The 23,775-nt window shown below is 73.5% G+C and carries 19 protein-coding genes and 1 pseudogene; 15 read left to right on the top strand and 5 right to left on the bottom strand.

Features of this window, described 5'->3' with window-relative positions:
* Positions 1-134: 134 nt before the first annotated feature.
* From FHX81_RS39795 to FHX81_RS39785, 3 genes are all read left to right on the top strand, one after another.
* The gene (locus tag FHX81_RS39795) at positions 135-989 is read left to right on the top strand and encodes an NAD(P)-dependent oxidoreductase (protein WP_211363714.1); all 855 of its coding nucleotides are present in this window, start codon (positions 135-137) and stop codon (positions 987-989) included.
* Between the two features lie 35 nt (positions 990-1,024).
* On the top strand, positions 1,025-2,524 hold the full coding sequence (locus FHX81_RS39790) for an MFS transporter (RefSeq protein ID WP_141983579.1): 1,500 nt from the start codon (positions 1,025-1,027) through the stop codon (positions 2,522-2,524).
* Between the two features lie 81 nt (positions 2,525-2,605).
* Positions 2,606-4,729 (top strand): ATP-binding protein, encoded by a 2,124-nt coding sequence (locus tag FHX81_RS39785; protein WP_141983578.1) that lies wholly within the window; start codon positions 2,606-2,608, stop codon positions 4,727-4,729.
* 158 nt (positions 4,730-4,887) lie between these two features.
* Here FHX81_RS39785 and FHX81_RS39780 read toward each other — a convergent pair whose 3' ends face one another.
* The gene (locus FHX81_RS39780) at positions 4,888-5,463 is read right to left on the bottom strand and encodes a DUF2231 domain-containing protein (RefSeq protein WP_211363713.1); all 576 of its coding nucleotides are present in this window, start codon (positions 5,461-5,463) and stop codon (positions 4,888-4,890) included.
* A 66-nt stretch (positions 5,464-5,529) separates the two neighbouring features.
* Between FHX81_RS39780 and FHX81_RS39775 the strand changes: the two genes are divergently transcribed.
* From FHX81_RS39775 to FHX81_RS39735, 9 genes are all read left to right on the top strand, one after another.
* Positions 5,530-6,078, top strand: a complete 549-nt coding sequence (locus tag FHX81_RS39775) for a TetR/AcrR family transcriptional regulator (RefSeq protein ID WP_141983577.1) — start codon at positions 5,530-5,532, stop codon at positions 6,076-6,078.
* Positions 6,079-6,383: 305 nt separating this feature from the next.
* Entirely contained in the window at positions 6,384-7,778 is a 1,395-nt protein-coding gene (locus tag FHX81_RS39770) for a ferritin-like domain-containing protein (RefSeq protein WP_170232366.1), read from the top strand.
* A complete protein-coding gene (locus tag FHX81_RS39765; RefSeq protein WP_141983575.1) occupies positions 7,775-9,166 on the top strand; it encodes a hypothetical protein in 1,392 nt (463 codons plus the stop codon). The genes FHX81_RS39770 and FHX81_RS39765 overlap by 4 nt, the downstream gene beginning before the upstream one ends.
* Positions 9,163-10,029, top strand: a complete 867-nt coding sequence (locus tag FHX81_RS39760; RefSeq protein WP_141983574.1) for a hypothetical protein — start codon at positions 9,163-9,165, stop codon at positions 10,027-10,029. The genes FHX81_RS39765 and FHX81_RS39760 overlap by 4 nt, the downstream gene beginning before the upstream one ends.
* Positions 10,026-11,357, top strand: a complete 1,332-nt coding sequence (locus FHX81_RS39755; RefSeq protein WP_141983573.1) for a radical SAM/SPASM domain-containing protein — start codon at positions 10,026-10,028, stop codon at positions 11,355-11,357. Before FHX81_RS39760 ends, FHX81_RS39755 begins: the two co-directional genes overlap by 4 nt.
* Complete coding sequence (qhpG, locus tag FHX81_RS39750; protein ID WP_141983572.1) at positions 11,354-12,712, top strand: flavin-dependent monooxygenase QhpG; 1,359 nt, start codon at positions 11,354-11,356, stop codon at positions 12,710-12,712. The genes FHX81_RS39755 and qhpG overlap by 4 nt, the downstream gene beginning before the upstream one ends.
* 122 nt (positions 12,713-12,834) lie before the next feature.
* A complete protein-coding gene (locus FHX81_RS39745) occupies positions 12,835-13,602 on the top strand; it encodes a DUF5995 family protein (RefSeq protein ID WP_141983571.1) in 768 nt (255 codons plus the stop codon).
* Positions 13,603-13,684: 82 nt separating this feature from the next.
* On the top strand, positions 13,685-15,127 hold the full coding sequence (locus FHX81_RS39740) for a serine/threonine-protein kinase (protein ID WP_141983570.1): 1,443 nt from the start codon (positions 13,685-13,687) through the stop codon (positions 15,125-15,127).
* 204 nt (positions 15,128-15,331) lie between these two features.
* A complete protein-coding gene (locus tag FHX81_RS39735) occupies positions 15,332-16,216 on the top strand; it encodes a Vgb family protein (protein ID WP_141983569.1) in 885 nt (294 codons plus the stop codon).
* Here FHX81_RS39735 and FHX81_RS39730 read toward each other — a convergent pair whose 3' ends face one another.
* The gene (locus FHX81_RS39730; RefSeq protein WP_141983568.1) at positions 16,217-16,864 is read right to left on the bottom strand and encodes a TetR/AcrR family transcriptional regulator; all 648 of its coding nucleotides are present in this window, start codon (positions 16,862-16,864) and stop codon (positions 16,217-16,219) included. It abuts the gene before it with no gap.
* A 125-nt stretch (positions 16,865-16,989) separates the two neighbouring features.
* Here FHX81_RS39730 and FHX81_RS39725 point away from each other — a divergent pair, with 125 nt between their 5' ends.
* Entirely contained in the window at positions 16,990-18,723 is a 1,734-nt protein-coding gene (locus FHX81_RS39725; RefSeq protein WP_141983567.1) for an ABC transporter ATP-binding protein, read from the top strand.
* Positions 18,724-18,761: 38 nt separating this feature from the next.
* Positions 18,762-20,579: an ABC transporter ATP-binding protein gene (locus FHX81_RS39720; protein ID WP_141984400.1), complete on the top strand. Its 1,818-nt coding sequence runs from the start codon at positions 18,762-18,764 to the stop codon at positions 20,577-20,579.
* A 45-nt stretch (positions 20,580-20,624) separates the two neighbouring features.
* Here FHX81_RS39720 and FHX81_RS39715 read toward each other — a convergent pair whose 3' ends face one another.
* Both FHX81_RS39715 and FHX81_RS39710 read right to left on the bottom strand, forming a co-directional pair.
* The gene (locus tag FHX81_RS39715; RefSeq protein WP_141983566.1) at positions 20,625-21,206 is read right to left on the bottom strand and encodes a dihydrofolate reductase family protein; all 582 of its coding nucleotides are present in this window, start codon (positions 21,204-21,206) and stop codon (positions 20,625-20,627) included.
* Between the two features lie 68 nt (positions 21,207-21,274).
* Positions 21,275-22,020, bottom strand: a pseudogene (locus tag FHX81_RS39710) (helix-turn-helix domain-containing protein).
* 94 nt (positions 22,021-22,114) lie between these two features.
* On the opposite strand from FHX81_RS39710, the gene FHX81_RS39705 reads away from it, so the two are divergent.
* Positions 22,115-22,831 (top strand): hypothetical protein, encoded by a 717-nt coding sequence (locus FHX81_RS39705; protein WP_141983565.1) that lies wholly within the window; start codon positions 22,115-22,117, stop codon positions 22,829-22,831.
* 9 nt (positions 22,832-22,840) lie between these two features.
* On the opposite strand, the gene FHX81_RS39700 is transcribed toward FHX81_RS39705, so the two are convergent.
* Positions 22,841-23,701 (bottom strand): TIGR03619 family F420-dependent LLM class oxidoreductase, encoded by an 861-nt coding sequence (locus FHX81_RS39700; protein WP_141983564.1) that lies wholly within the window; start codon positions 23,699-23,701, stop codon positions 22,841-22,843.
* Positions 23,702-23,775 lie beyond the last annotated feature (74 nt).

Here is a 23,775-nt window from a genome sequence, read left to right as displayed (position 1 = left end):
GTGACGGAGAGCGTGCTCACGAACACTCCCCGAGAGGGCCGAGAGGTCTCCGAGAGGTGATCGGGAGGGGTGTCGGCGAGGGTCATCACGTCAGGAGGAGGAGGGCGGAGATGACGGCGGGCGACCGTTCGCCTGTGACGGTGATCGGCCTCGGGCCGATGGGTTCGGCGCTCACCCGGGCGTTCGTGGACGCGGGTCACCGGACGACGGTCTGGCACCGCTTCCACCAACGTCCCGACGAGCCGGCGGCCAACGGCGCGATCCGCGCCGCGACGCTGGTGGAAGCCGTGTCGGCGAGTCCGCTGGTGGTCGTCCGCGTGGTCGACCACCGCGCGATGCGGGAGATCGTCAACTCGCTGGGCGACGCCACCGGCCGGGTGGTCGTGAACCTCACCGCGGGCACTGCGGAAGAGGCCCGTGACACCGCCTCATGGGCGGCGTCACGGGGCGTCGGCTACATCGACGGCGCGATCCTCACGACCGCTGAAGAGCTGGGTGCGGACACCACTGTGACGTTCTACGGAGGTCCGAAGGCGCTGTACCAGGAGCACGAGCCGACGTTGGCCGCCTTGGGCGGCACCTGCACCTACCTGGGCGACGACGTGGGGTTGCCCGCGCTGTACGAGATGGCGTTGCTCGGCGTGATGTGGAGCGCGTGGGCCGGTCTGCTGCACGGCCTGTCGCTGGTGTCGACCGAGCACCGGGCCGCCACCGACTTCCTGCCGCACGCCGTGCGGTGGCTGGACCGGGTCGTGGGATCCGTGCCGGGGCTGACCGCCGGCGTGGACCGCGGCGAGTACCCCGGTACGACGCTCGGCCACCAGGCCGTCGTGGTCGAGCGCCTGCTCGCCGCGAGCCGGGCGGGCGGGGTCGACGACGGCCTGCCGGGCTTCCTGCTGGCCCGCGTGGAGCAGGCGATCCGCCGGGGCCACGCCGGTGACGGGTTCGCGAGCCTCATCGAGGTGCTGCGCGACCCGCACCCCGACTGAGCACGCTGACCTGCCTGAGCTGGAAGGGGAAGGACATGGACCGCACCGAACGGGCCGGGGCCAAGGAGTGGCTCGGGCTCGCCGTGCTCGCGTTGCCGACCCTGCTGTTGTCGGTCGACGCGACGGTGCTCTACCTCGCGTTGCCGCACCTGGGCGCGGACCTGCGCCCGAGCGGCACGGAAACCCTGTGGATCATCGACGTGTACGGGTTCATGATCGCGGGATTCCTGATCACGATGGGCACGCTGGGCGACCGGATCGGTCGCCGCAAGCTGCTCCTCATCGGCGCGCTGGCGTTCGGCGCGGCGTCGGTGGCCGCCGCGTACGCGACCGACCCGGCGATGCTGATCGGCGCGCGGGCCCTGCTCGGCATCGCGGGCGCGACGCTGATGCCCTCGACGTTGGCGCTGATCACCAACATGTTCCACGACCCCGGTCAGCGCGGGGTCGCGATCGGCGTGTGGGCGGCGTGCTTCTCGGCCGGCGTGGCGGCGGGACCGTTGATCGGCGGCGCGCTGCTGGAGCTGTTCTGGTGGGGCTCGGTGTTCCTGCTGGCGGTGCCGGTGATGGTGGTGCTGCTGGTGACCGCGCCGATCCTGCTGCCCGAGTCGCGCGACCCCGAGCCGGGTCGGCTGGACCTGCTGAGCGTGCTGCTGTCGCTGGCCGCGATCCTGCCGGTGATCTACGGGCTCAAGGTCGTCGCGGCGGACGGCTTCGGGCTGGGCGCGGTGGCGGCGGTCGTGGTCGGCCTGGTGTTCGCGGTGCTGTTCGTGCGGCGGCAGAAGTCGCTGCCGGACCCGCTGCTGGACGTGCGGCTGTTCGCGCGGCCCGCGTTCCTGGGCGCGCTGCTGGCGCTGCTCGTGGGGCTGGCGGTCGTCGGCGTGGTCTACATGTTCGTGACGCAGTACCTGCAGATGGTCGACGGCCGCGCGCCGCTGGCCGCGGGGCTGTGGCTGCTGCCGTCGGCGGTGGCGATGATCGCGTCGTCCATGGTGGCTCCCGCGCTGGCCAAGCGGTTCGCGCCGGGCAAGCTGGTCGCGGCGGCGCTGCTGGTGTCGGCGGTGGGCTACCTGCTGCTGGCGTTCGTGGACGGTCCGGGCGGCCTCGCGCTGGTGGTCTCCGGGCTGGTCGTGGTCTACCTGGGCATCGGGCCGATGATGGCGCTGGGCACCGACCTGGTGGTGGGCGCCGCGCCCGCCGAGCGGGCCGGGTCCGCGGCGGCGATGTCGGAGACGGCCATGGAGTTCGGCCTGGCGCTGGGCGTCGCGGTGCTGGGCAGCGTGGGCACCGCGGTGTACCGGTCGGAGCTGCCCGACGGCATGCCGGCCGACGCGGTGGAGTCGCTGGCCGGCGCGCTCGCCGTGGGCGGCGCGGACGTGGTCGAAGCGGCGCGGTCGGCGTTCACCTCCGGGTTGAACGTCGTCGGGTTGGTCAGCGCGGTGGCGACCGTGGCCATCGCCGCGGTGACGGCCGTGCTGGTGCGCGGGTCCTCCGCGCCCGACCACGAGCCCGTGGCGGAGACGAGCAACGCCTGACGGCCCGCTCGGCGTCAGGCGTGGTGGCCGGGGCGGACACCCCGCCCCGGCCGGTCCGACAACAGCTGGGGGAACGAAAACATGGAGTTCCGATTACTGGGTCCGCTGGAAGTGCTGCACGACGGGCGACCGATCTCGCTCGGCGGCATCAAGCAGCGCGCCACGCTCGGTTTCCTGCTGCTCAAGGCGAACCAGGTGGTGCCGACCAGCCAGTTGCTGTGCGCGCTGTGGCCGGGTGAGGACCCGCCCGCGTCCGCGCGGAAGATGTTGCAGAACGCGGTGTGGAGCCTGCGGGCCGCGCTGTCGGCGACCGACGGTCCGGGCGCGCCCCGGCTGTCCACCCAGGCGCCCGGGTACGTGCTGCAGGTCGACCAGGCGCGGGTGGACCTGTTCCGGTTCCACGAGCTGGCCGAACGGGGCCGGGCCGAGCAGGGCCGGCCGGAGGTCGCCGCGAAGGTGCTGCGTGAGGCGCTGGCCACGTGGCGCGGCGCGGCGCTGGCCGACCTCGTGGAGAGCGGGATCTGCTGGCCCGAGTTGACCGTGGTGGAGAACGCCCGGCTCGACGCGATGGAGGACTACTTCGACGCGGAGCTGGCGTGCGGCCGGCACCAGTCCGTGCTGGGCGAGCTGGAGGCGGTGGTCGAGGCGGAACGGCTCCGGGAGCGGTCCTGCGGGCAGCTGATGCTGGCGCTGTACCGCTGCGGTCGGCACGCGGACGCCCTCGCCGTCTACAGCAGGCTGCGCACGTCCCTGGTGGACGACCTGGGGCTGGAACCGGGGCCTGCGTTGCAGAAGCTCCAGCACGCCATCCTCACGCACGACCCGGCACTGGCACTGCCCGCCGAACGGGAGCGGGCCGTGGTCCGGCACCTGCGGCCGGTGGAACCGATCCCGGCGCCCCGGACGTCGCCGGGCGCGCAACGGCGACGCCTGACCGTGGCGCTGGTGCGGGTCCGGCCGCGCCGGGGCGCCACCGACGCCGACCCGGCCGTGGTGGACCACGCGCTGGCCGCGGCGACCACGATGGTGCGGTCGGGCATCGAGGAGCTGGGCGGCACGGTGGCCACGTCCATCGGCTCGGCGTCGCTGGCGGTGTTCGGCGGGCCGTACGCGCAGGGCGACGACGAGGCCCGGGCCGTGCGGGCGGCGTTGGCGTTGCGGGACTGCTTCGCCGACGGGATGAGCCGCGACCTGGCCGTGCACATCGCGGTGGCGACCGGTGAGGCGTTGGTGCTCACCGAGCCGGGCGCGCCGCCGACGGTCAACGGAGCGCTGGTGGACCACTGCCACCAGGTGCTGTCGTCGGTGCCGGAAGGCGCGGTGTGGATCTGCCCGCGGACGCGGGAGCTGACCGGGACGGCGTTCCACGGCACGGAGACCCCCGACGGCGCGTGGGAGGTCACCGGGTGTCGCGGGCACACCGACGAGCACGACAGCGAGCTGGCCGTGGTGCGCGGGCTGCTGGACCGGACCCTGCGCCGCGAGACACCGCACCTGGTGACGGTGCTGGGTGAGCCGGACGGGTTCCTGGACCGGTTCGCCGGCGCCGTGGACGGCGCGCGGGTGCTCGACGGGCGGGTCGTGGACGCCGCGCCGCTGGCCGCGGTGGCCGACGTGCTGCGCGGTTGCTGCGGCGTGCGGCCGGAGGACCGGCTGGACACCGTGCGGGCGAGGTTGTCCGCGGCGGTGTGCTCGGCGGGCCGGTCCGAGGCGGACGCGCTGGCGACCCGGCTGCTGCCGCTGTTCGACCCGTCGTTGCCGGACGCCGGGGTGCTGACGGCGTGGCGGCGGTTCCTCGAACTGGTCGCCCGCGACCAGCCCCTGGTGGTGGTGCTGCGCGACGCGCACCTGGCGGGCGAGGAGGTGCTGGACGCGGTGGAGTGCCTGGCGGACTCGGACCACCCCGTGCCGTTGCTGGTGGTGGTGTCGGCGCGGCCCGTGCTGCTGGACCGGCGGCCGAGCTGGGGCGGCGGCAAGCCGCACGCGGCGTCCATCTCCCTGGACCCGCCGCGTGACGGCACGGTCGACCGGGTGCGCCGGGTCATGTTGTCCACCGCGGACCACGGCCCTTTCGGCGCGGCTGACACCGGCCCGTGGCCGAAGCGCGAACCGGAGAGCGCGCCACTGAGCCTGTGGCGACCGGACCGGCGGGCCGCGCACGTCATGGCGTTGGCGGGGCTGCCGGCGGGCGCGAACGGCGCGTGAGCGACCGGACCGGCCGCGCCTCCGCCGCGCGCGCCCGGTCCGGCCCCGACCCGGGTCGTCGATCCCCCTCGCACCGACGACCCGAGCCCTCCTCGCCAGGTGGTCGGAGTCCGCACGACCACCGCGAGCCCACTGCGATTCCCGGGACCGGACTCCGGTCAGCCGGCGGTCCCCCCGACCGCGACGCGCGCGGCCCGTCGGTCGACCGCCCTCCGCCGCCTGCTCAGCGACCCGCCCAGGAACCCACCCGCCGCGAGCACGACCCCTCCGAACCGGGCCAGCCCGACCCCGAGCCGGTGGTGGTCGTTGACCCGGGCCACCCACGAGCCGGCGAACGCCACCGTGGCCACACCGTTGGCGGCGGCGTGCACGACGCCCACCCTGCGCGCGCCCCGGCCCGTCGCGACCCAGTCCGCCCAGCCCGTGACCGCCGCCGGCACCGCACCCACCAGCCCCAGCCCGACCAGGCGGGTCGCCGCGCGCCGCGTCCCCTCGTCCGGGAAGCAGTCCAGGAACTGCGCCATGAACCACGCGCCGAACGGCATGTCCTTGGCGACGATGTGCACCGGGATCCCGGTCGCCTCGCCGTGCAGGAACCGGCGCACCGGTTCCCTGGCCACCAGCCGACGCGCCCACGGGCCCACCGCCCCGACCACGCCGTCCAGCGCGTCCGACCGCTCCACCCGCTCCAGCAACCGCAGGTAGGCGTTGGTCTTCTCGTCCACGGTCCTCACGCCCCTTTCGAGACCACCTACGGTACTACGTTCATAGTGTCAAGTCACTAGGGATATAGTGATCGAGTGACGCCCACGAAGCAGCGAGCCCTGGACGCCGCCATCGACCTCGTCGGCACGCAAGGCCTGCGCGCCCTCACCCACGCCCGCGTCGACGACCGCGCCGGCCTGGCCAAGGGCTCGACGTCGAACTACTTCCGCACCCGCCAGGCCCTGCTGACCGGCGTCGTCGGCAGGCTCGCCGAACTCGACCTGGCCCGGGTCGACCTGGCCTTCACCCCCACCACGGCCGACGAACTGGTGACCACGCTCTGCCAGGCGTTCGAGCACCTGACGGGCCCCGCCCGCACGGCCACCGCCGCCCGGCTGATCCTCTTCATGGAAGCCGGGCACAGCCCCGAACTGCGGGAGGCACTGTCCCGGGGGCGCGCGGCGATGGAAGCGATCGGCGTCGTCGCGCTGGCCCGGCTCGGCGCACCCGACCCGCACGGCGCGGCCACCGCCCTGGCCGCCTGCTTCGAAGGTCACCTCCTGCACCGCATCGCCCGCCACGACCCGACCGACCCCCGCCCCACCTTCGAACTCCTGGTGGCCGCCGCCCTGCCCGCCCGTTGACCCCGGCGACGCCGGGGTGGGCAGGTCGCCCCGCCTGACGAGCGACCGGCCACGGCGGTACTCCGACCGTGGCGGCGGCCGGCGTCGGCGGCCACTGTCGGTCAGCACGACCGACCCGGCCGGATGAGGGGGTTCACCGGGCCGACTGGCGTTCGCGGTCACCGGGGCGCGGCCGTCGCGGGACGCCGGCACGCTCGCCCGTGCGCCCCTCGGTCGGGCGGGAACGGGGGTAGGCCATGCGGTCGAGGGTGCACAGGCACCTCGCGTCGGTGGTGCCGGAGCTCTTCACGGATCAGCCACCGGCCATGGCGGCCCTCGCGGTGGCCGGCCCCCTGGACGCCGCGGAGAAGGTCCCGGTCCTGCCGCCGGAGTTCAACTGGCGCGACTACACCGTGATGCTGCTGCACGTCGCGGCTGAGATCGAGCACTCGCTGATGGTCCAGTACCTGTTCGCCGCCTACTCGATGGGCGGGCCGCAGGTGCCCGAGGCGCGGCGGGACGACGTGCGCCGGTGGCAGGAGATCATCCTCGGCATCGCCAAGGAGGAGATGGGCCACCTCGTCACGGTGCAGAACCTGCTCACCGCGCTCGGCGCGCCGATCAACCTCGACCGCGAGGACTACCCCTGGGGCTCGGACTTCTACCCGTTCCCGTTCACGCTGCGCCCGTTCAGCGCGAAGTCGCTGGCCGCCTACGTCGTCGCGGAGAGCCCCGAGACCTGGTCCGGCCCGAAGGCCGACGAGGTCAAGCGCGTGGCCTTCGAGTCGACCGGGCAGTACGTCAACCGGGTCGGCGCGCTCTACAGCCGGGTCGACGCGATCCTGAAGGACAAGGACTTCCTGCCCGACGCGCTGTTCCACGCCGACACGCTGCCCTACCAGGCGTCCTGGGACGAGTGGGGTCGCGGCTACACCCGCGGGCAGCGGGGGCAGGACTCCGGCAACGTGCCGACGGTCAAGTCACCGGAGCTGCTGGTGTTCGGCGTGTTCTCCCGCGACTCGGCGCGCAAGGCGCTGCACGAGATCGGCGAGCAGGGCGAGGCGCCCGACGCGGACCTCGAGGACGAGACGTCCCACTTCAACCGGTTCCTGGGCATCTACGAGGAGCTGACCGCCTGGCCGCTGGGCGACCAGGGGCTGGTGTCCCGGAACGTGGCGGAGAACCCGGTGACCGAGCACCGGCTCAACGAGTCGGAGGTGGCCGCGCTCGGCGCGGCGGAGGTGACGACCAACCCGATCACCGACCCGGTCACGGCGCTGTGGGGCCACCTGTTCAACCTGCGCTACCGGATGCTGCTCACCGACATCTCCCACGCGTTCCGGTTGGCGAGCCCGGTCGACAACGGCGGCGTGCTCACCGGGCGCGGCGCGCTGGTGCACCGGGCGTTCGCCGAGATGTACAACCTGCGCGCGCTCGCCGGGCGGCTGGTGGACCTGCCGCTGCAACAGGACGTGCCGGGCGGCCTGCGGGCCGGACCGCCGTTCGAGATGCCCTACAGCCTCGAACTGCCCCACCGCGACCACGACCGCTGGCTGCTGCAACGCGACCTCGTGCAGGCGTCGCGACTGCTGGTCGGGCAACTGCTGAGCACCGACCCGTCCTGCGCCGGTGACCCCTACCTCATCGCGCTGCGGGAGTCCGACCAGCGGGCGCTGGACCAGATCGAGCACGTCCTGAGCCGTGAGGGGTGCACGCGATGACCGCGATCCGGGAACTGCGCGTCCTGCCCCCGCTGGCCGTGGGGCGGCTCGGCGCGGCCGCCGAACCGATGGACAACTACACCGTCGAGGTCGACCCGGACCACCCGCTGGCGCCGCGGCAGCTCCGGCCCGCGCCGACGTTCCGCGTCGACCCCGGCTCCGGCGCGATCACCCGCGCCGACACCCCCGAGGAGCTGCGGTTCACCGACGGGCAGGGCAAGGTCCGCCCCGTCGCGCCGTTCCTGGAGGTCTGGGCGCTGACCGACGACGACGTGCTGCAACCGCTCACCCTCGAACTGCTGCGGCTCAACAGCCTGACCCCGGACGACGTGCGGTGGCGGGTGCGGGTCGGCAACCACAAGGTCCAACGCCGCACCTACGACGACAACGACAGGATCGACGCCGACACCGGGTGGTTCAGCGACCACGACGCGCACGAGCTGGCCGGTCGGTGCGCCAACTTCCTGGAGGACCGGTTCCTGCCGCTGGGCCACGCGCGCTACGTCAAGCCCACACCGGAGTTCCCCGGCATCCGCCTGCGGTTCACCCCCGCCGGCGGCCACGTCTACGGGTCGGCGTACACCGACCACCCGACCGACCCGGACCCGAACGTGGTCGACTTCCTCTACGACGCCACCAAGGGCACGTGGCGCGGTCACGCGGACCAGGCGGGAGACCCGCGGCTGACCATCCCGGCCCAGATCTACGCCGGCGACGACGGGCCCGACGACACCTGGGTCAGCCGCGGCTACCTCGACGACGAGTGCGACGGCCTGGTGCACGTCAAGGTCGAGGTCTCGGGCCGGGAGCTGACCGCGTTCGGCCGCATCGGCGCGGGCCCGCCCGCCTACGCGCCGGACTCCATCCCGATCCGGACCGTCGCCGACGAGCTGGACCAGGCGCTGCTCGGGCCCGGGGTCGCCGCCGACGACACCCTGGAGCAGGCCCGGGACGTGGCCGAGGAGGTGCTGCGCCGGGCCACGGAGACGGTGCGGCTGATGAACACCGAGGTGATGAACGGCAACACGGTGGACGGGCGGGTCGACGCGGCCAGCACGATGGTGCGGCAGGACACGGCCGACACCGGGCGGCTGTTCGAGCCGATCATGGCGCCGTCCCTGGTCGACGCCGCCGCCGTCCTCGCCCTGCACCAGAACGTGCTCGCCGCCCTCCGCAGCGGCACCGCGCCGTGGTTCGCCGACGTGCTGCGCGACCACGACGAGGTGGGCGACCTCACCGCCAAGGGCAGGCGCAAGATGCCGGCGCTGATGCGCGGCGCGGACGGCCGGTCGCTGGCCCTGACCCGCCGCCAGGTGGACCTCGTGCGCCTGGCGGCCCGGCAGGCGATCTTCCGGCAGGACACCGACGAGCCCGAGGTGCCGCGATGAGCGACGAGCGGATCGACCCGATGAACCTCACCGCGCAGCTGCACTACAGCGCCGCGGGCAACCCGCCGAGCACGCTGCCGGAGTCGGCCATCTCCAACGCCTACCCCGGCCTGGAGTTCGACATCCGCAACATCTGGCGTCGGCTGCTCGTCGGCATCGAGCTGCACGAGGCCGACAACTACGTCGTCAGCGCCGACGCCGGGCACGAACGGCTCGTCGGCCGTCGCCTGCTGACCGTCGCCGACCACGACGTCATCGGCGGCCTGGTCGGCCCGACCCGACCCGGCGCCGGGTCCGGGCCGCTGACCACGCCGACCAACCCGGACGGCGTGACCATGCTCGAGTGGTCCAACTCGCTGGCCGACGTGCTGGCCCGGCACGTGGGCCAGGCCGTGCCGTGCCTGTTCACCAGCGGCCCCGCGCCCAACCCGGTCGGCAAGCCCGCGAAGCTGCCCGACCCGGGGTTCGAGGTGGTGGAGCTGGAGGTCCGGCCGCTGTTCGCGACGAGCGCGGAAACCGGCGACCCGCTCGCCGTGATCGCCGAGGAGATGGCCGGGCCGGGCGACCTGACCCGCGGCCTGTGCTCGCCCTGGCAGAACGACTACCGCGAGTGCGCCTGCTACTACTGGGCCGCGAGCCGGCCGGATTACGTCAACGTCGAGGACACCGCCGCGGGCACCACCACCGGCAACCACTGGTTCGCCAAGGACCGCGAGCCGCGGGTGTACGTGCTGGACAACCGCTTCGACTCCCGGCTGGTCAGCTACGACGACCTCTTCCAGGACTGGCAGGGCAGGCTGCGGTTCATCGTCGGCGGCGACGACGCGCCCGAGCACCTCGACCCCGAGGCGGACGGCCGATGACCGCGAGCGGGCTGTTCGAGGCGTCCACCCCCGTCCACCCGGACGTGCACCTGCTCGACACCGATGCCGGGCCGCGCGTGCTGCTCGCCGACGGCAGCCGACTGTTCGGCGTCGGGCAGGCCCTCTACGACCGGATCGACGCCGCCCGCCGCGACCCCGACCCGCGGGCGGTGGACGTGCTGCTCGCCGACCTCGGCCTGGACGCGCCGCGGCAGGTCGACGACCTCGCGCCCGCCCCGCCGCCGGTGCGGGCGCTGTCGCTGGCCGTGGCGCAGAAGTGCAACCTGGGCTGCACGTACTGCTACGCCCGGCAGGGCGACTTCGGCGGGCCCGCCAAGAACATGCCGGAGGCGACCGCGTTCGCCGCCGTGGACACCCTGTTCCGGGACGCGGCCCCCGGCGAACGGGTCAACCTCGCGTTCCTCGGCGGCGAGCCGCTGATCAACCGGCCGGTGGTGCGCGCCGCGACCGACTACGCCGTCACGGTGTCGCGGCGGACCGGCATCCCGGTCACGTTCTCCATCACCACCAACGGCACCCTGCTCACCCCGGAGGACGGCGAGTTCTTCGAGGCGCACGGCTTCGCGGTCACGGTCAGCCTGGACGGCGTCGGCGCGCGGCACGACCTGCTGCGCCCGCACCGCGACGGCCGCGGCAGCTACCGGCGCGTCATGGACCGGGTCGCGCCCCTGCTGGCGGTGCAGCGCCGGATGCAGGTCTCCGCCCGCGTCACGGTCACCCCGCTCAACCTGGACCTGCCGCGCACGCTGGACGAGTTCACCGCCGCCGGGTTCCACGGCGTCGGCTTCTCCCCCATGCTCAGCTCGCCCACCGGGCAGGGCGAGATGGAGCTGCCGGAACTGGCGGAGATGCTGGAGCAGATGACCGCGTGCGGCGAGGAGTTCCTCCGCCGCGCCCTGGCCGGTCGGCGCTACCCGTTCACCAACCTGGTCACCGCGCTGCGCGAGATCCACCGCGGCACGCACCGGCCGTACCCGTGCGGGGCGGGCGCGGGCTACCTGGGCGTCTCGGCCGACGGTGACCTGTCGGCGTGCCACCGGTTCGTCGGCGACGACGACGGCGCGATGGGCGACCTGGCCACCGGCCCGGACGACGCCAAGCGCGCCCGCTGGCTGACCGACCGCCACGTGCACCGGCAGGAGCCGTGCTCCGGCTGCTGGGCCCGGTACCTGTGCGGCGGCGGCTGCCACCACGAGGTGATCCGCCGCGGTCGGCCCGCGTGCGACTACATCCGCGGTTGGCTGCACCACTGCCTGTCGGTCTACAGCCGCCTGCTCGCGGCGCGCCCCGACTACTTCGCCGGATGACGACCTGGGACGTCTGCGTGCTCGGGGGCGGCCCGGCCGGTTCGGTGTGCGCGCTGCGCCTGGCCCGGCTCGGCCACCGGGTCGTGCTGCTGGAACGCCGCCCGTTCCCCCGGCCGCACGTGGGCGAGGCGTTGTCGCCGGGTGTCCGGCCGCTGCTCGACGTCCTCGGGCTCGCGCACGCCCTGGACGGTTCCCTGCCGTCCCGAGGCGTCCTCGTCCGCTGGGAGGACAGGACCACCCACGAGGAGCCACCCGACCCGCGTGCGGTCACCGTCGACCGGGGGCACTTCGACCACGCCCTGCTCGCCGCCGCACGGGCCGCCGGCGTGCCGGTCCGCCAACCCGCCCGCGCCGGACGACCCCGCCGCGGCCCGGGCGGCTGGGAGGTGCCCCTGCGCCACGACGTGCTGCGGGCGAGGTTCCTGGTGGACGCCAGCGGTCGCCACCGCGTCTGCGGCGGCACGACCACGGCCACCGGCCCCCGGACGCTCGCCCTGCACACCGCCTGGCCGGGCGCGGGTCCGACCCGGATCGGCACGGGACCTCAGGCCTGGTGCTGGGGCGCGCCCCTGCCCGACGGCACGTTCCGCGCGATGGCGTTCGTCGACCCGGACCTGCTGCGCCGGCACGCGTTCGACGTGGCCAGGCTCTACCACCACCTGCTCGACACCGCGGGCCTGTTCGCCGACCGCCCGCGCGTGCTCGACGTGGCGGTGTGCGACGCCACCGCCTACCGCGACGACGCCCCCGTCACCGACGACTGCGTCAAGGTCGGCGAAGCCGCGTTCACGCTCGACCCGTTGACGTCGTCCGGCGTGGACAGCGCGCTGCACAGCGCCATGGCCGCCGCGGTCACCGTCCACACCCTCCTGTCGGACGGCGACCGCGACGCCGCCCTCGCCTTCTACCGCGACAGCCGGGACCGGACCGTCGCCCGCCACACGACCTGGACCGCCGCCCACTACGACCGCCACCAGCCCTACCGGGACCAGCCGTTCTGGCGCCGCCGAGCCGCCCCGCCGCCCGGCACCCGGCCGCCCGACACCCGCGCGCCCCGACCGCTGACCCCGGCCGACCTGCACCGCCCCGTGCGCCTGTCCGCCGACGCCGCCGTGGTGCCGACCCCGTGCCCGGTCGGGGACGTCGTCACCCTGCGCCGGGCGCTCACCCACCCCTCGCTGCCGGCGCCGGTCGCCCACGTCGCGGACACCGAACTGGCCCCGCTGCTGGACTACCTCGAGCCCGCCCGTTCCCTCGCCGACCTGCTCCGCGCGTGGTCCGCCCACCTGCCCGCCCGACAAGCCGAGGAGACCGCGAGGTGGCTGTTCGAGCAGGGGCTCCTGGTCACGGCGTGACCCGCGGGTCGGCCGGTCACCCACCCGGCAGCACCCCGGCCGACGGCGCAGTCTTGCGGACCCGTGCGGGCGCACGCTCGGTACCGTGGCCACGGAGTGTCGCACCGCACCGGGAGTCGGGTATGGCGGCGGACAACATCGACGACGTGGTGGACGGGCTGGCCGCGATCGTGCGGGACGCCCGGCGGGACGGCGATCGGGTCGGCTACTTCGCGGCGCTGTACCGGCAGGTGACCGTGGAGGTCCGTGCGGCGATCCACGCCGGGCTGTTCGACGACGGCCCGCGGATGGACCGGTTCGACACGCTGTTCGGCAACCGGTACTTCGACGCGCACGACGCCTGGCGGCGCGACCGCGGCGGTCCACGGTGCTGGCGCGAGGCGTTCGGCCGGCTGGACGACCCGGAGACCGTCATCGTCCAGCACCTGGTCCTGGGCGTGAGCGCGCACATCAACCTGGACCTCGCCGTGGCCGCCGCGCGGACCGCCCCCGGCGCCGCCGTCCACGGGCTGCGGCGCGACTTCCTGCTGATCAACGACATCCTGGCGCGGGTCGTGCTGGCGGTGCAGCGCTCGGTGGGTGCGGTGTCGCCGTACCTCGGCCTGCTGGACGAGCTGGGTGGGCGCGGCGACGAGCACGTGCTCGACTTCGGCATCCGCCGGTCCCGCGAGGAGGCCTGGCACAACGCCCTGGTGCTCGCCGGCCAGGACACCGCCGCCCAGGAGGCGACCATCGACCTGCTCGACGTCCGCGCCGCCGTGCTCGCCCGCCTGATCGCCCGACCCGGCGGCCTCCTGCGGCCGGCGTTGGAGCTGATCCGGCGCACCGAGAGCCAGGACGTCCCCGAGGTCATCGCCCACCTCGACCGCGCGGTGGCACCGACCGGGTGAGCGCGTCCCGGATGGCGTCGACACGCCGACGCCCGCAGACCGGAGGTGGCCGGGTGGCCGGCCGGCCAAGTAGCTTCTGGCTGTGTCGGAACGGGACGAGGTCATCGCCGGGCGGTATCGGCTGGTGGAGTTGGTCGGGCGCGGTGCGGCCGGGGTCGTCTGGCGGGCGCGGGACGAGCGCCTGGGACGATCCGTGGCGGTCAAGCTGCTCACCGCGACCGATTCGCCGAGCGCGGTGGAGCGGATCGTGCGGGAAGGGCGGGTCGCCGCCCGCCTGCGGCACCCCCACGCCGTCACCGTGCACGACGTCATCGAGCACGGCGGCAAGCCGTGCCTGGTGATGGAGTACCTGCCGTCGAAGACGCTGGCCGAGCTGGTCGACGAACGCGGGCCGCTGCCGGAGGCGCTGGTGGCGGGCGTCGGCTGGCAGGTCGCGTCCGCGCTCGCCGCCGCCCACGCCGACGGGATCGTGCACCGGGACGTGACGACGTTCAATATCCTGCTGGCGGAGGACGGCACCGCGAAGATCGCCGACTTCGGCATCGCGCGCGCCATCGGCGAGAACACCGTGACCGACGCCCGGATCGTGGTCGGCACGCCCGCGTTCCTCGCGCCCGAGGTGGCCGCCGGCCAGGACGCCGTGTTCGCCTCCGACGTCTACTCGCTGGGTGCGACGCTGTACGCGGCGCTGGAGGGCCACCCGCCGTTCGGCACGACCGACAACCCGTACGCGCTGCTGCGCCGCGTGGCCGACGGCGACGTGGAGCCGATGCGGTTCTCCGGGCCGCTGGGCGACGTGCTGGAGCTCGTGCTGCGGCGCGACCCGGCCGAACGGCCGACGATGGCGGAGCTGCACGCCCTGCTCGGCGCGGTGGTGGAGGGCCGGCCGCTGCCGGGCACGCCCCCACCGCCGCAGAACGGCGACACCCGACCGCTGCCCGCGCACCGCCGCGTGCCGTGGCGCCGGATGGCCCTGATCGCCGGGGCCGTGGTCCTGGTCGCGACCGGGATCGTGATCGGCAACTCGCTCGCCCGCCAGGACCCGGCCGGCACCGCCGAGCCCGCGCCCACGCCGACCACCACCAGCGCCGCCGACCCGAGCCCGAGCAGCGCGGAGACGCCTTCCTCGACGACGGACACCACCGCGGGCACCACCGCAGGTACTACCGCGACCACGACGACGACACGCGCCACGACCACCACCAACCCCGCCGCCGCACCGCCACCGGGCTGCACCGCCCGCTTCGCCATCACGAACTCCTGGCCGGGCGGCTACCAGGCCCACGTGACCGTGCGCAACACCAGCGCGGGCCCGCTCGGCGGCTGGACCGTCACGTGGCCCCGCCCCGAGGGCCACTCGATCAGCAACCTGTGGAACGGCACGGTGGACATGGGGGACGACTCGGTGACGGTCAGGAACCTGTCGCACAACGGCAAGCTGCCGGTGGACGACTCCACCACGTTCGGCTTCACCGCCAACGGCCCCGGCGTCCCGGCACCGGACCTGACCTGCGCTTCCAGCTGAGCCGGGGCGCGGGTCACGGGGCGAGGGGGAGGTCAGACCGGCGCGGAGGCTGGTTTGCTCAACCTTCCGCGCCAGTCTGACCCAGCCAGCCGAGGCCGGCCTACCGTGCAGACACGCGTGCCCACGGCGAGCCCTGACTACCCCGGTCGGACCAGTCGTACACGCGCGACGCGCGACAGATCACCAGGAGACGAACGCACCGCCATGCCACCGCCCATCGAGACCCACCCCGTCGCCGAATCCGACAGCGGCCCGTACGCCGTCACCACCGGCCCGGACGGCGCGCTCTGGTACACCCTGGTCCGCGGCAGCCGGATCGGCCGGCTCGTGCCCGGCGAGCGGCCGACCAGCCACGGCCTGGCGCCGGACCGCGGGCCGACGATGATCGTCCCGGGTCCGGACGGCGCGCTGTGGTTCACCGAGTACCAGGGCCACCGCATCGGCCGGATCACCACGGCCGGCGAGGTCAGCGAGTTCACCCCGCCCACCGCCGAGTGCGGCCCGTACGGCTTGGCGGTCGGCCCCGACGGCGCGCTCTGGTTCACCGCAATCAACGCCGACCGGATCGGCCGGATCACCACCGGCGGTGACATCACCGAGTTCCCGCTGCCGCTGACCGGCGCGTTCCCCTCGGCCATCACCGCGGGCCCGGACGGGGCCCTGTGGTTCACCCTGAACCAGGCCGGCGCGATCGGTCGGATCACCACGACCGGCGTCATCACCGTCCACCCGCTGCCCACCGACGCGGCCGGACCGGTCGGCATCTGCGCGGGTGGCGACGGCGCGCTCTGGTTCGTCGAGATCGCCGCCGGTCAGGTCGGCCGCATCACCACCGACGGCGAGGTCACCGAGTACCCGCTGCCCGACCGCGCGGCCCGACCGCACGCGATCGTCGCCGACGACCGCGGCGACCTGTGGTTCACCGAGTGGGGCGCCAACCGGGTCGGCGTGATCACCACGGACGGCGTCGTCGACACGCACCCGCTGCCCGAGCCCCACACCGAGCCGCACGGCATCACCGTCGGCCCGGACGGCGCGCTGTGGATCGCCCTGGAGACCGGTGCGCTGGCCCGCGTGCCGCGCCGCTGATCAGGCCGTGCCCTCCCGCACGGCGTGGTCGTCGCCCACCGCTTGGTCGTCGCGCACCGCGGCCAAGCCGTGCAGCAACGGCACGTAGACGTCGTCCACCAACGACGCCACCACCTCCTCGGTCACCGGCGAGCCGCACGTCATCGCCTCGTTGCGGACCAGGTCGAGCGGCAGCCGCTGCACCCGGTGGGGCACGTCGACCGGCGGCAGCTCGGCGCGCGCCACGGCCCGGTCCACGATCAGCCGCACGGAGTCGGTCAGCGGTGACGGGTTGGCCAGGCGCTCGCCCAGCAGGGCCGCCACCTCGGGGTGCCGGAACGCCTCCCCCATCACGCCCGCGACCATCTCGTTCATCATCGAGTCGGCCCGGCGGGCGATGCGGGAGAACAACGTGCTCAGGTCGCCGCGCAGGCTGCCGGTGTCGGGCACCTCGTGCTCGACCGGCAGCTTGCGGGCCCACGCGGCGAGCACCAGCTCCGCCCGGCCGCCCCAGCGGCGGTAGATGACCGGTTTGCTCGTTCCCGCCCGGGCGGCCACCGCCTCCATGGTGAGCCGGGCGTAGCCGACCTCGCGCAGCTCGTCCCAGGCCGCGTCCAGGATGGCCTGCTCCAGCAGCGCGCCCCGTCGGCGCGACTTCGGTCCCGTCACCCTGCCCCTTGCCCCTTACCCGACCCTCTGCACCTTTACCGACCCTTTAGATACTTTGCGTTTCTTATCGCACGGGTCTACCTTGCACATGGTAGACACGATCCGTTTCTTATGGGGGAACACCGTTGCTCAGCCGCTTGCTCCGTGCCCACTTGCGGCCGTACAGACGCGAACTGGCGATCGTGCTCGCGCTGCAGCTGGTCGGGACCGTCGCCTCGCTGTACCTGCCGAGCCTGAACGCCGACATCATCGACTTCGGCATCGCCGCCGGTGACACCGGCTACATCCTGTCCACCGGCGGCTGGATGGTCGCCGTGTCCGTCATCCAGATCCTGTCGTCGGTCGGCGCGGTCTACTACAGCGCCCGCATCGCGATGAGTTTCGGCCGCGACGTCCGCGCGGCCGTGTTCCACCGCGTCGGCGCCTTCTCCGCGCGCGAGGTCGCCACGCTCGGCCCGTCGTCGCTGATCACCCGCACGACCAACGACGTGCAGCAGGTCCAGCTGCTCGTGGTGATGGGCTGCACGATGCTGGTCAACGCGCCGATCACGTGCGTGGCGGGCATCGTGATGGCCCTGCGCGAGGACGTCGGCCTGTCCTGGCTGCTCGCGGTCTGCGTGCCGGCGCTGGCCGTCGCGGTCGGCCTCATCGTCATCCGCATGGTCCCGCAGTTCCGGCTCATGCAGGAGCGCATCGACGCGGTCAACCGCGTGCTGCGCGAGCAGTTGGCGGGCATCCGCGTGGTGCGGGCGTTCGTCCGCGAGCGCGCCGAGACCGAGCGCTTCGCCGGGGTCAACGGCGCCCTCACGGACACCGCGCTGCGCGTCGGCCGGCTCCAGGCGTTGATCTTCCCGGTGGTGATGCTGCTGCTCAACGCCTCCAGCGTGGCGGTGCTGTGGTTCGGCGCGCAGCGCGTGGACACCGGTGAGATGCAGATCGGCGCGCTGACGGCCTTCCTCAGCTACCTGATGCAGATCCTCATGGCGGTGATGTTCGCGACCTTCATCTCGATGATGATCCCGCGCGCCGCGGTGGGCGCCGAGCGGATCAACGAGGTGCTCGACACCGAGTCGTCGGTGGTCCCGCCCGCGTCCCCGCTGCGCGAGCTGCCCCGGCGGACGTCGGTGGAGTTGCGCGGCGTGGAGTTCCGCTACCCCGGCGCGGACGAACCGGTGCTGCGCGACATCGCGTTCCAGGCCGAGGCCGGTCAGCGGACGGCGATCATCGGCAGCACGGGCACCGGCAAGACCACCCTGCTCAACCTCGTGCCGCGGCTGATCGACGTGACCGGCGGCGAGGTGCTGGTCAACGGCGCGGACGTGCGGGAGATCGACCCGGACGCGCTGTGCGCGCGCATCGGCCTGGTGCCGCAGCGGCCGTACCTGTTCACCGGCACGGTCGCGTCCAACCTGCGCTACGGACGGCCGGAGGCCACCGACGACGAGCTGTGGGAGGCGCTGGAGATCGCGCAGGCCCGCGACTTCGTGGAGGCCATGCCCGGCGGGCTCGACGCGGTGATCGCCCAGGGCGGCACGAACGTCTCCGGCGGCCAGCGGCAACGGCTCTCGATCGCCCGCGCGCTGGTGCGCCGACCGGACATCTACCTGTTCGACGACGCGTTCTCGGCGCTCGACCTTGCCACCGACGCACGGCTGCGCGCCGCGCTGCGACCGCACACGCGCGACGCGGTCGTGATCGTCGTCGCCCAGCGCGTCTCCACGATCCTGGACGCCGACCGGATCGTGGTGCTCGACGACGGGGCCGTCGTCGGCATCGGCACCCACCACGAACTGCTGGACTCCTGCCCCACCTACGTGGAGATCGTGGAGTCGCAGCTGACCTCGGAGCAGGCGGCATGACCACCACCACCCCGTCCCGATCCGCTCCCCCGCCCCGGATGGGCGGTGGCATGCCCGGCATGGGCATGCCGATGGGGAAGGCGGAGAACTTCGGCCCGTCCGCCCGCCGGCTCGTGCACCGCATGCGCCGCGAGCGGGTGGCCCTGCTCGTCGTGGTCGCGCTGGGCGTCATCAGCGTGGCGTTCGCCGTGGCCGGCCCGAAGATCCTCGGCCACGCCACCGACATCATCTTCGAGGGCGTGCTGGGCCGGATGCGCGGCACGCCCGGCGCGGGCATCGACTTCGGCGCGCTCGCCACCGTGCTGATGTGGGTGCTGGGCCTGTACCTGGTCTCGTCGGTGTTCGGGTGGTGGCAGGGCCGCGTGCTCAACGGCGTGGTCCAGCGGTTCGTGTTCCGGCTGCGCTCCGACGTCGAGGACAAGATCCACCGGTTGCCGCTGCGCTACTTCGACGGCCGGCCGCGCGGCGAGCTGCTGTCCCGCGTCACCAACGACATCGACAACGTGTCGACCACGTTGCAGCAGACGCTGAGCCAACTGCTCACGTCGTTGCTGACCGTCGTCGGCGTGCTGGTGATGATGCTGACGATCTCGCCGCTGCTGACGCTGATCGCGTTGCTGCTGATCCCGATCTCGTTCGTGGCGACCGGGCGGATCCGCAAGCGGTCGCAGGCGTTGTTCGTGGCGCAGTGGAAGCACACCGGCGCGTTGAACGCGCACATCGAGGAGTCGTTCACCGGCCACCAGCTGGTGAAGGTCTTCGGTCGGCAGCGCGAGTCGGAGGCGGAGTTCCAGCGCCGCAACGACGAGCTGCTGGGCTCGGCGATGGGCGCGCAGTTCGTGTCCGGCCTGATCATGCCGATGATGATGTTCCTGTCGAACGTCAGCTACGTCGCGGTCGCGGTGGTCGGCGGTCTGCGGATCACGTCGGGCGCGATGACGTTGGGCGAGGTGCAGGCGTTCATCCACTACTCGCGCCAGTTCACCCAGCCGTTGACGCAGGTGGCGTCGATGGCGAACCTGATGCAGTCCGGCGTGGCCTCGGCCGAGCGGGTGTTCGAGCTGCTCGACGCCGAGGAGCAGGAGCCGGACCCGGCGGAGGCGACGCTGCCCGCCGAACGGCGCGGCCGGGTGGAGTTCGAGCACGTCAGCTTCTCCTACACGCCCGAGCAGCCGCTGATCGAGGACCTGTCGCTGGTGGCCGAGCCGGGGCAGACGGTGGCGATCGTCGGCCCGACCGGCGCGGGCAAGACCACGCTGGTGAACCTGATCATGCGGTTCTACGAGCTGGACGCGGGCCGCATCACGCTCGACGGGGTGGACATCACCGCGTTGAAGCGCGAGGACCTGCGGTCGCAGACCGGCATGGTGCTCCAGGACACCTGGCTGTTCGGCGGCACGATCCGCGACAACATCGCCTACGGCAACTCCTCGGCCACCGAGGAGGAGATCATCGCCGCGGCCCGCGCCACCTACGTGGACCGGTTCGTGCGCACCCTGCCGGACGGCTACGACACCGTCATCGACGAAGAGGCCACCAACGTCAGCGCGGGCGAGAAGCAGTTGCTGACGATCGCGCGGGCGTTCCTGGCCAACCCGTCGCTGCTGATCCTGGACGAGGCGACCAGCTCGGTCGACACCCGCACCGAGTCGTTGGTGCAGCACGCCATGGCGGCCCTGCGGTCGTCCCGGACGAGCTTCGTCATCGCCCACCGCCTGTCCACCATCCGCGACGCCGACGTGATCCTGGTGATGGAGCACGGCCGGATCGTCGAGCAGGGCAGCCATGACGAGCTGATGGCCACCGAAGGCGCTTACCACCGCCTCTACGCCGCCCAGTTCGCCGCCGCGGTCTGACCACGCGGTGATGCGGCCGGTCCCGGGAGGGGCCGGCCGCACCCGTCAACGGCGCACCCGGTAACGCAGGTGCAGCACCCGGTCGCCCTGGACCACCTCGTCCGGGCCCTCCAGCAGGTGCTGCGCGTGGACCGACCCGAAGTAGCGCTTGCCGGAGCCGAGCACGACGGGCACGACGTCCATGCGCACCTCGTCGACCAGGCCGGCGGCGAGCGCCTGGCCACCGACATCGCCGGCGGCGACCTCGACGACGCGGTTACCCGCGAGCTCCCGCGCCGTGGCGACGGCCGCCCCGACACCGTCGACGAAGTGGAACGGCGCCTCGGCGTCCCAACCCTCGGGCGGCGGCCGGTGCGTCACGACGACCACGTGGTCGACCCCGGCCGGCGGCGTCCCGTCCCAGCCGTCCGTCAGGTCGAAGACGTGGCGGCCGGCGATGGTCGCCCCGATCCCGTCCCAGTACGGCCGGGTGTAGGCGTAGGACTCCCGCGACACCTTCAACGCGCCGCTGTCGTCGAACGGCACGTCACCGCCGAGCAACCAGTCGAACAGCGGCCCTGGCCGGTCGTCCTCGTCCGCGATGAAGCCGTCCACCGACACCGACCCGTACATGACCACCTTGCCCACTGGGCTCTCCTCTGCTCCGGGGTGCCGACCGAAACCAGCGTCCCGTGGACCGGCGCTCTTGTAAGAAATCACTCGGCGGGCAACGGCCGGCCGTCCAACGCGTGGCCGGGGTGTTCGCGCAGGAACCGGCGCCGGACTTCGACGTACCGCGTCGGCGTGAGCCCGGTGGACTCCCGGAACTCGTGGTTGAAGTGCGCCTGGTCGAAGTAGCCCGCGCCACCGGCGAGGCCGCCCCAGTCGACCGGTCCGGCCGGGTCGATCGCGAACACGGTGGCGGTGAAGCGGTGGGCGCGGGCCAGCCGCTTCGGCGTGACGCCGACGAGCTCCTTGAACCGCCGTGCCAGGTGGGTGCCGCTGACACCGACCGCCGCGCCCAGGTCACCGATCGCCACCGCCCCGCGGGTCGCCGCGATGACGCCGCTCGCGTGGCGGACCAACCCCAGGCCGGCGGTCTCGCGCAGCCGCCGCACCAGCTCGTCCTCGAGCAGCGCCGGCATCCCGTGCGGCCCGTCCGCCGCGGCCAGCCGGTCCCGCAGCTCGGCAGTGGCGCGCCCCAGGGCTTGAAGTGCACTCCGACGGACCGCGTCCGCGGTGGGTAGCCGAACTCGTACGCGCGGGTGGGCGTGGTGATCACGCAGCTGTCGGCGTACTCGGCCGCCTCGACCTCGGCGCCGGCGCGGATGCGGAACGGCGCCCCGAGGTTGACGATGAGCAAGGCCGCCGGTGCCGGCGGCAGCGTCAGCCGGGCGTACGGCGGCGCACCCCCGAGGTAGTAGAGGTCGTCGATCAGCCCGTCCAGCGGCGGTCCCGGCACTCCGGACACGTACTCCACGCGCACAGCATCGCCGACACCCACCGGCATCGCGCGCCGGTACGGGTGTCCGAGGACGACGCGTTATCGTCCGGCGGTGAACGATGTCTTGAGGGTCGAGCCGCTGCTGTTCCCGGTGGAGTTCTCGGCGCACCGCACGCGGGTCTTCGTCAACGACCTCGACGTCGTCGCGACGGCGTATCCCGCCGACGGCTACCACGGGCAGCCGGTGGCCGGGGCCGTGCCTTCCTGGTTGCTGGGACCGGACGGCCTGGCGGCGTCACCGCGACCGCGGGAGGTCTGGTTGGGTGGCGCGGGTCCCGCGGACGGTCTCGTGGTCCGCGTCCGCCTGGTCGGTTCCGAGGTGGTGTGGGACGACTGGCGCATGACGGACCACCACGACAGTTCGGCGCGGCCCGTGCGGCGGCTCGGTGACTTCCGGTTCGACGCGGCGGCCTACGCGTCCGAGTTGGCCCGCGCGACGGCACGGGCCGACCGGTCGTGGCCGGCGCGGTCGGTCGCCGAGCACCTGCGAGCCGTCCTGTGGCGTGACGGGTACAGCCAGGACGACGGGACGTGGGTGCACGACTACGCGGCGATCCGCGCGCCCGAGGACGACCCCGACGTGGTGGTGGTCGGTTACCGCGCCCGTGACGTCGGCGGAACGCGGGCCCACTTGCCCGGCACGTACTCCATCACCTTCCCGGTCGACGGAACCGACCCGGAGGACCAGGCACGGGCCATCGTGCACCGACTCCGCCACGAGGACCTGAAGCCGCTGTCGACGCACCAACCCCGCCGACCTCGGCGCTGACCGGCCGGATCAGGTCCCGTCGAGCCCGAACCGCCGCGCGAACGCCGACAGCTGGTCCCGCTGCTCACCGGGGTCGGCGCTGGTCGCGCTCACGACGACCCGGGTCACGCCCTGGGCCGCGAACGCCTCCACCCCGTCCTCGGTCATGTCGATCGAGCCCCACCGCGTGTGCTCCAGCGCGTCGGGGTCACGGCCGGCCTCGGCGGCGGACGAGCGGGCCAGGTCCCACTGGAGGGCGCGTTCGTCCGGCGTCAGCGTGCCGCCGGGGAAGTAGCCGTCGCCGCGGCGTCCGGCGCGGCGGGCAGCCGCACGGCTGGAGCCGCCGACGTGGATCGGCAGGTGGGTCACCCCGTGCGGCTTCGGGAAGCTGCACAGGTCCTCGAACGCGAAGAACTCCCCGGCGAAGCTCACGCCCTCCTCGCCGCCCTCCCACAGCGACCGCAGCACGTCGATCGCCTCGTCCGCGCGACGACCGCGCGTGCCGAAGTCCACCCCGACCGCCCTCGCCTCGCCCGGCAGCGTGCCCAGGCCCACGGTCAGCGACCGCATCCGCCCCTTCGACAGCACGTCGACCGTCGCCAGCCGCTTCGCCAGGACCACCGGGTGGTGGTAGGGCAGCAGCAGGACCGCGGTGCCCAGGACGATCCGGCTCGTGGCCGCGGCGACGAACGCGAGGCAGTCCAGCGGGTCGGCGTAGGGCAGCGCGGGCGGGATCTCGTGCGTCCCGACCGTCGCGCCGGGGTGCACCGCGATGTGCTCGGGCACGTAGAACGCCCCGAACCCGCACTGCTCGGCGTGCCGGGCGTAGGCCACCACCCGGTCGGGGTCCACGCCGAAGCAGGGCGTGCTGTAGCTGACGGCGAACTCCATGGTCGGTGACCGTAGGTGTTGCCGTCGACGTCAAGGCAAGACCGAGCCCTGCCGCGCGGAGCGGCAGGGCCCGG

Origin of the sequence: Saccharothrix saharensis (assembly GCF_006716745.1) — a bacterium.
GTDB lineage: Bacteria > Actinomycetota > Actinomycetes > Mycobacteriales > Pseudonocardiaceae > Actinosynnema > Actinosynnema saharense.
This window is presented reverse-complemented; position numbering and strand designations above follow the sequence as displayed.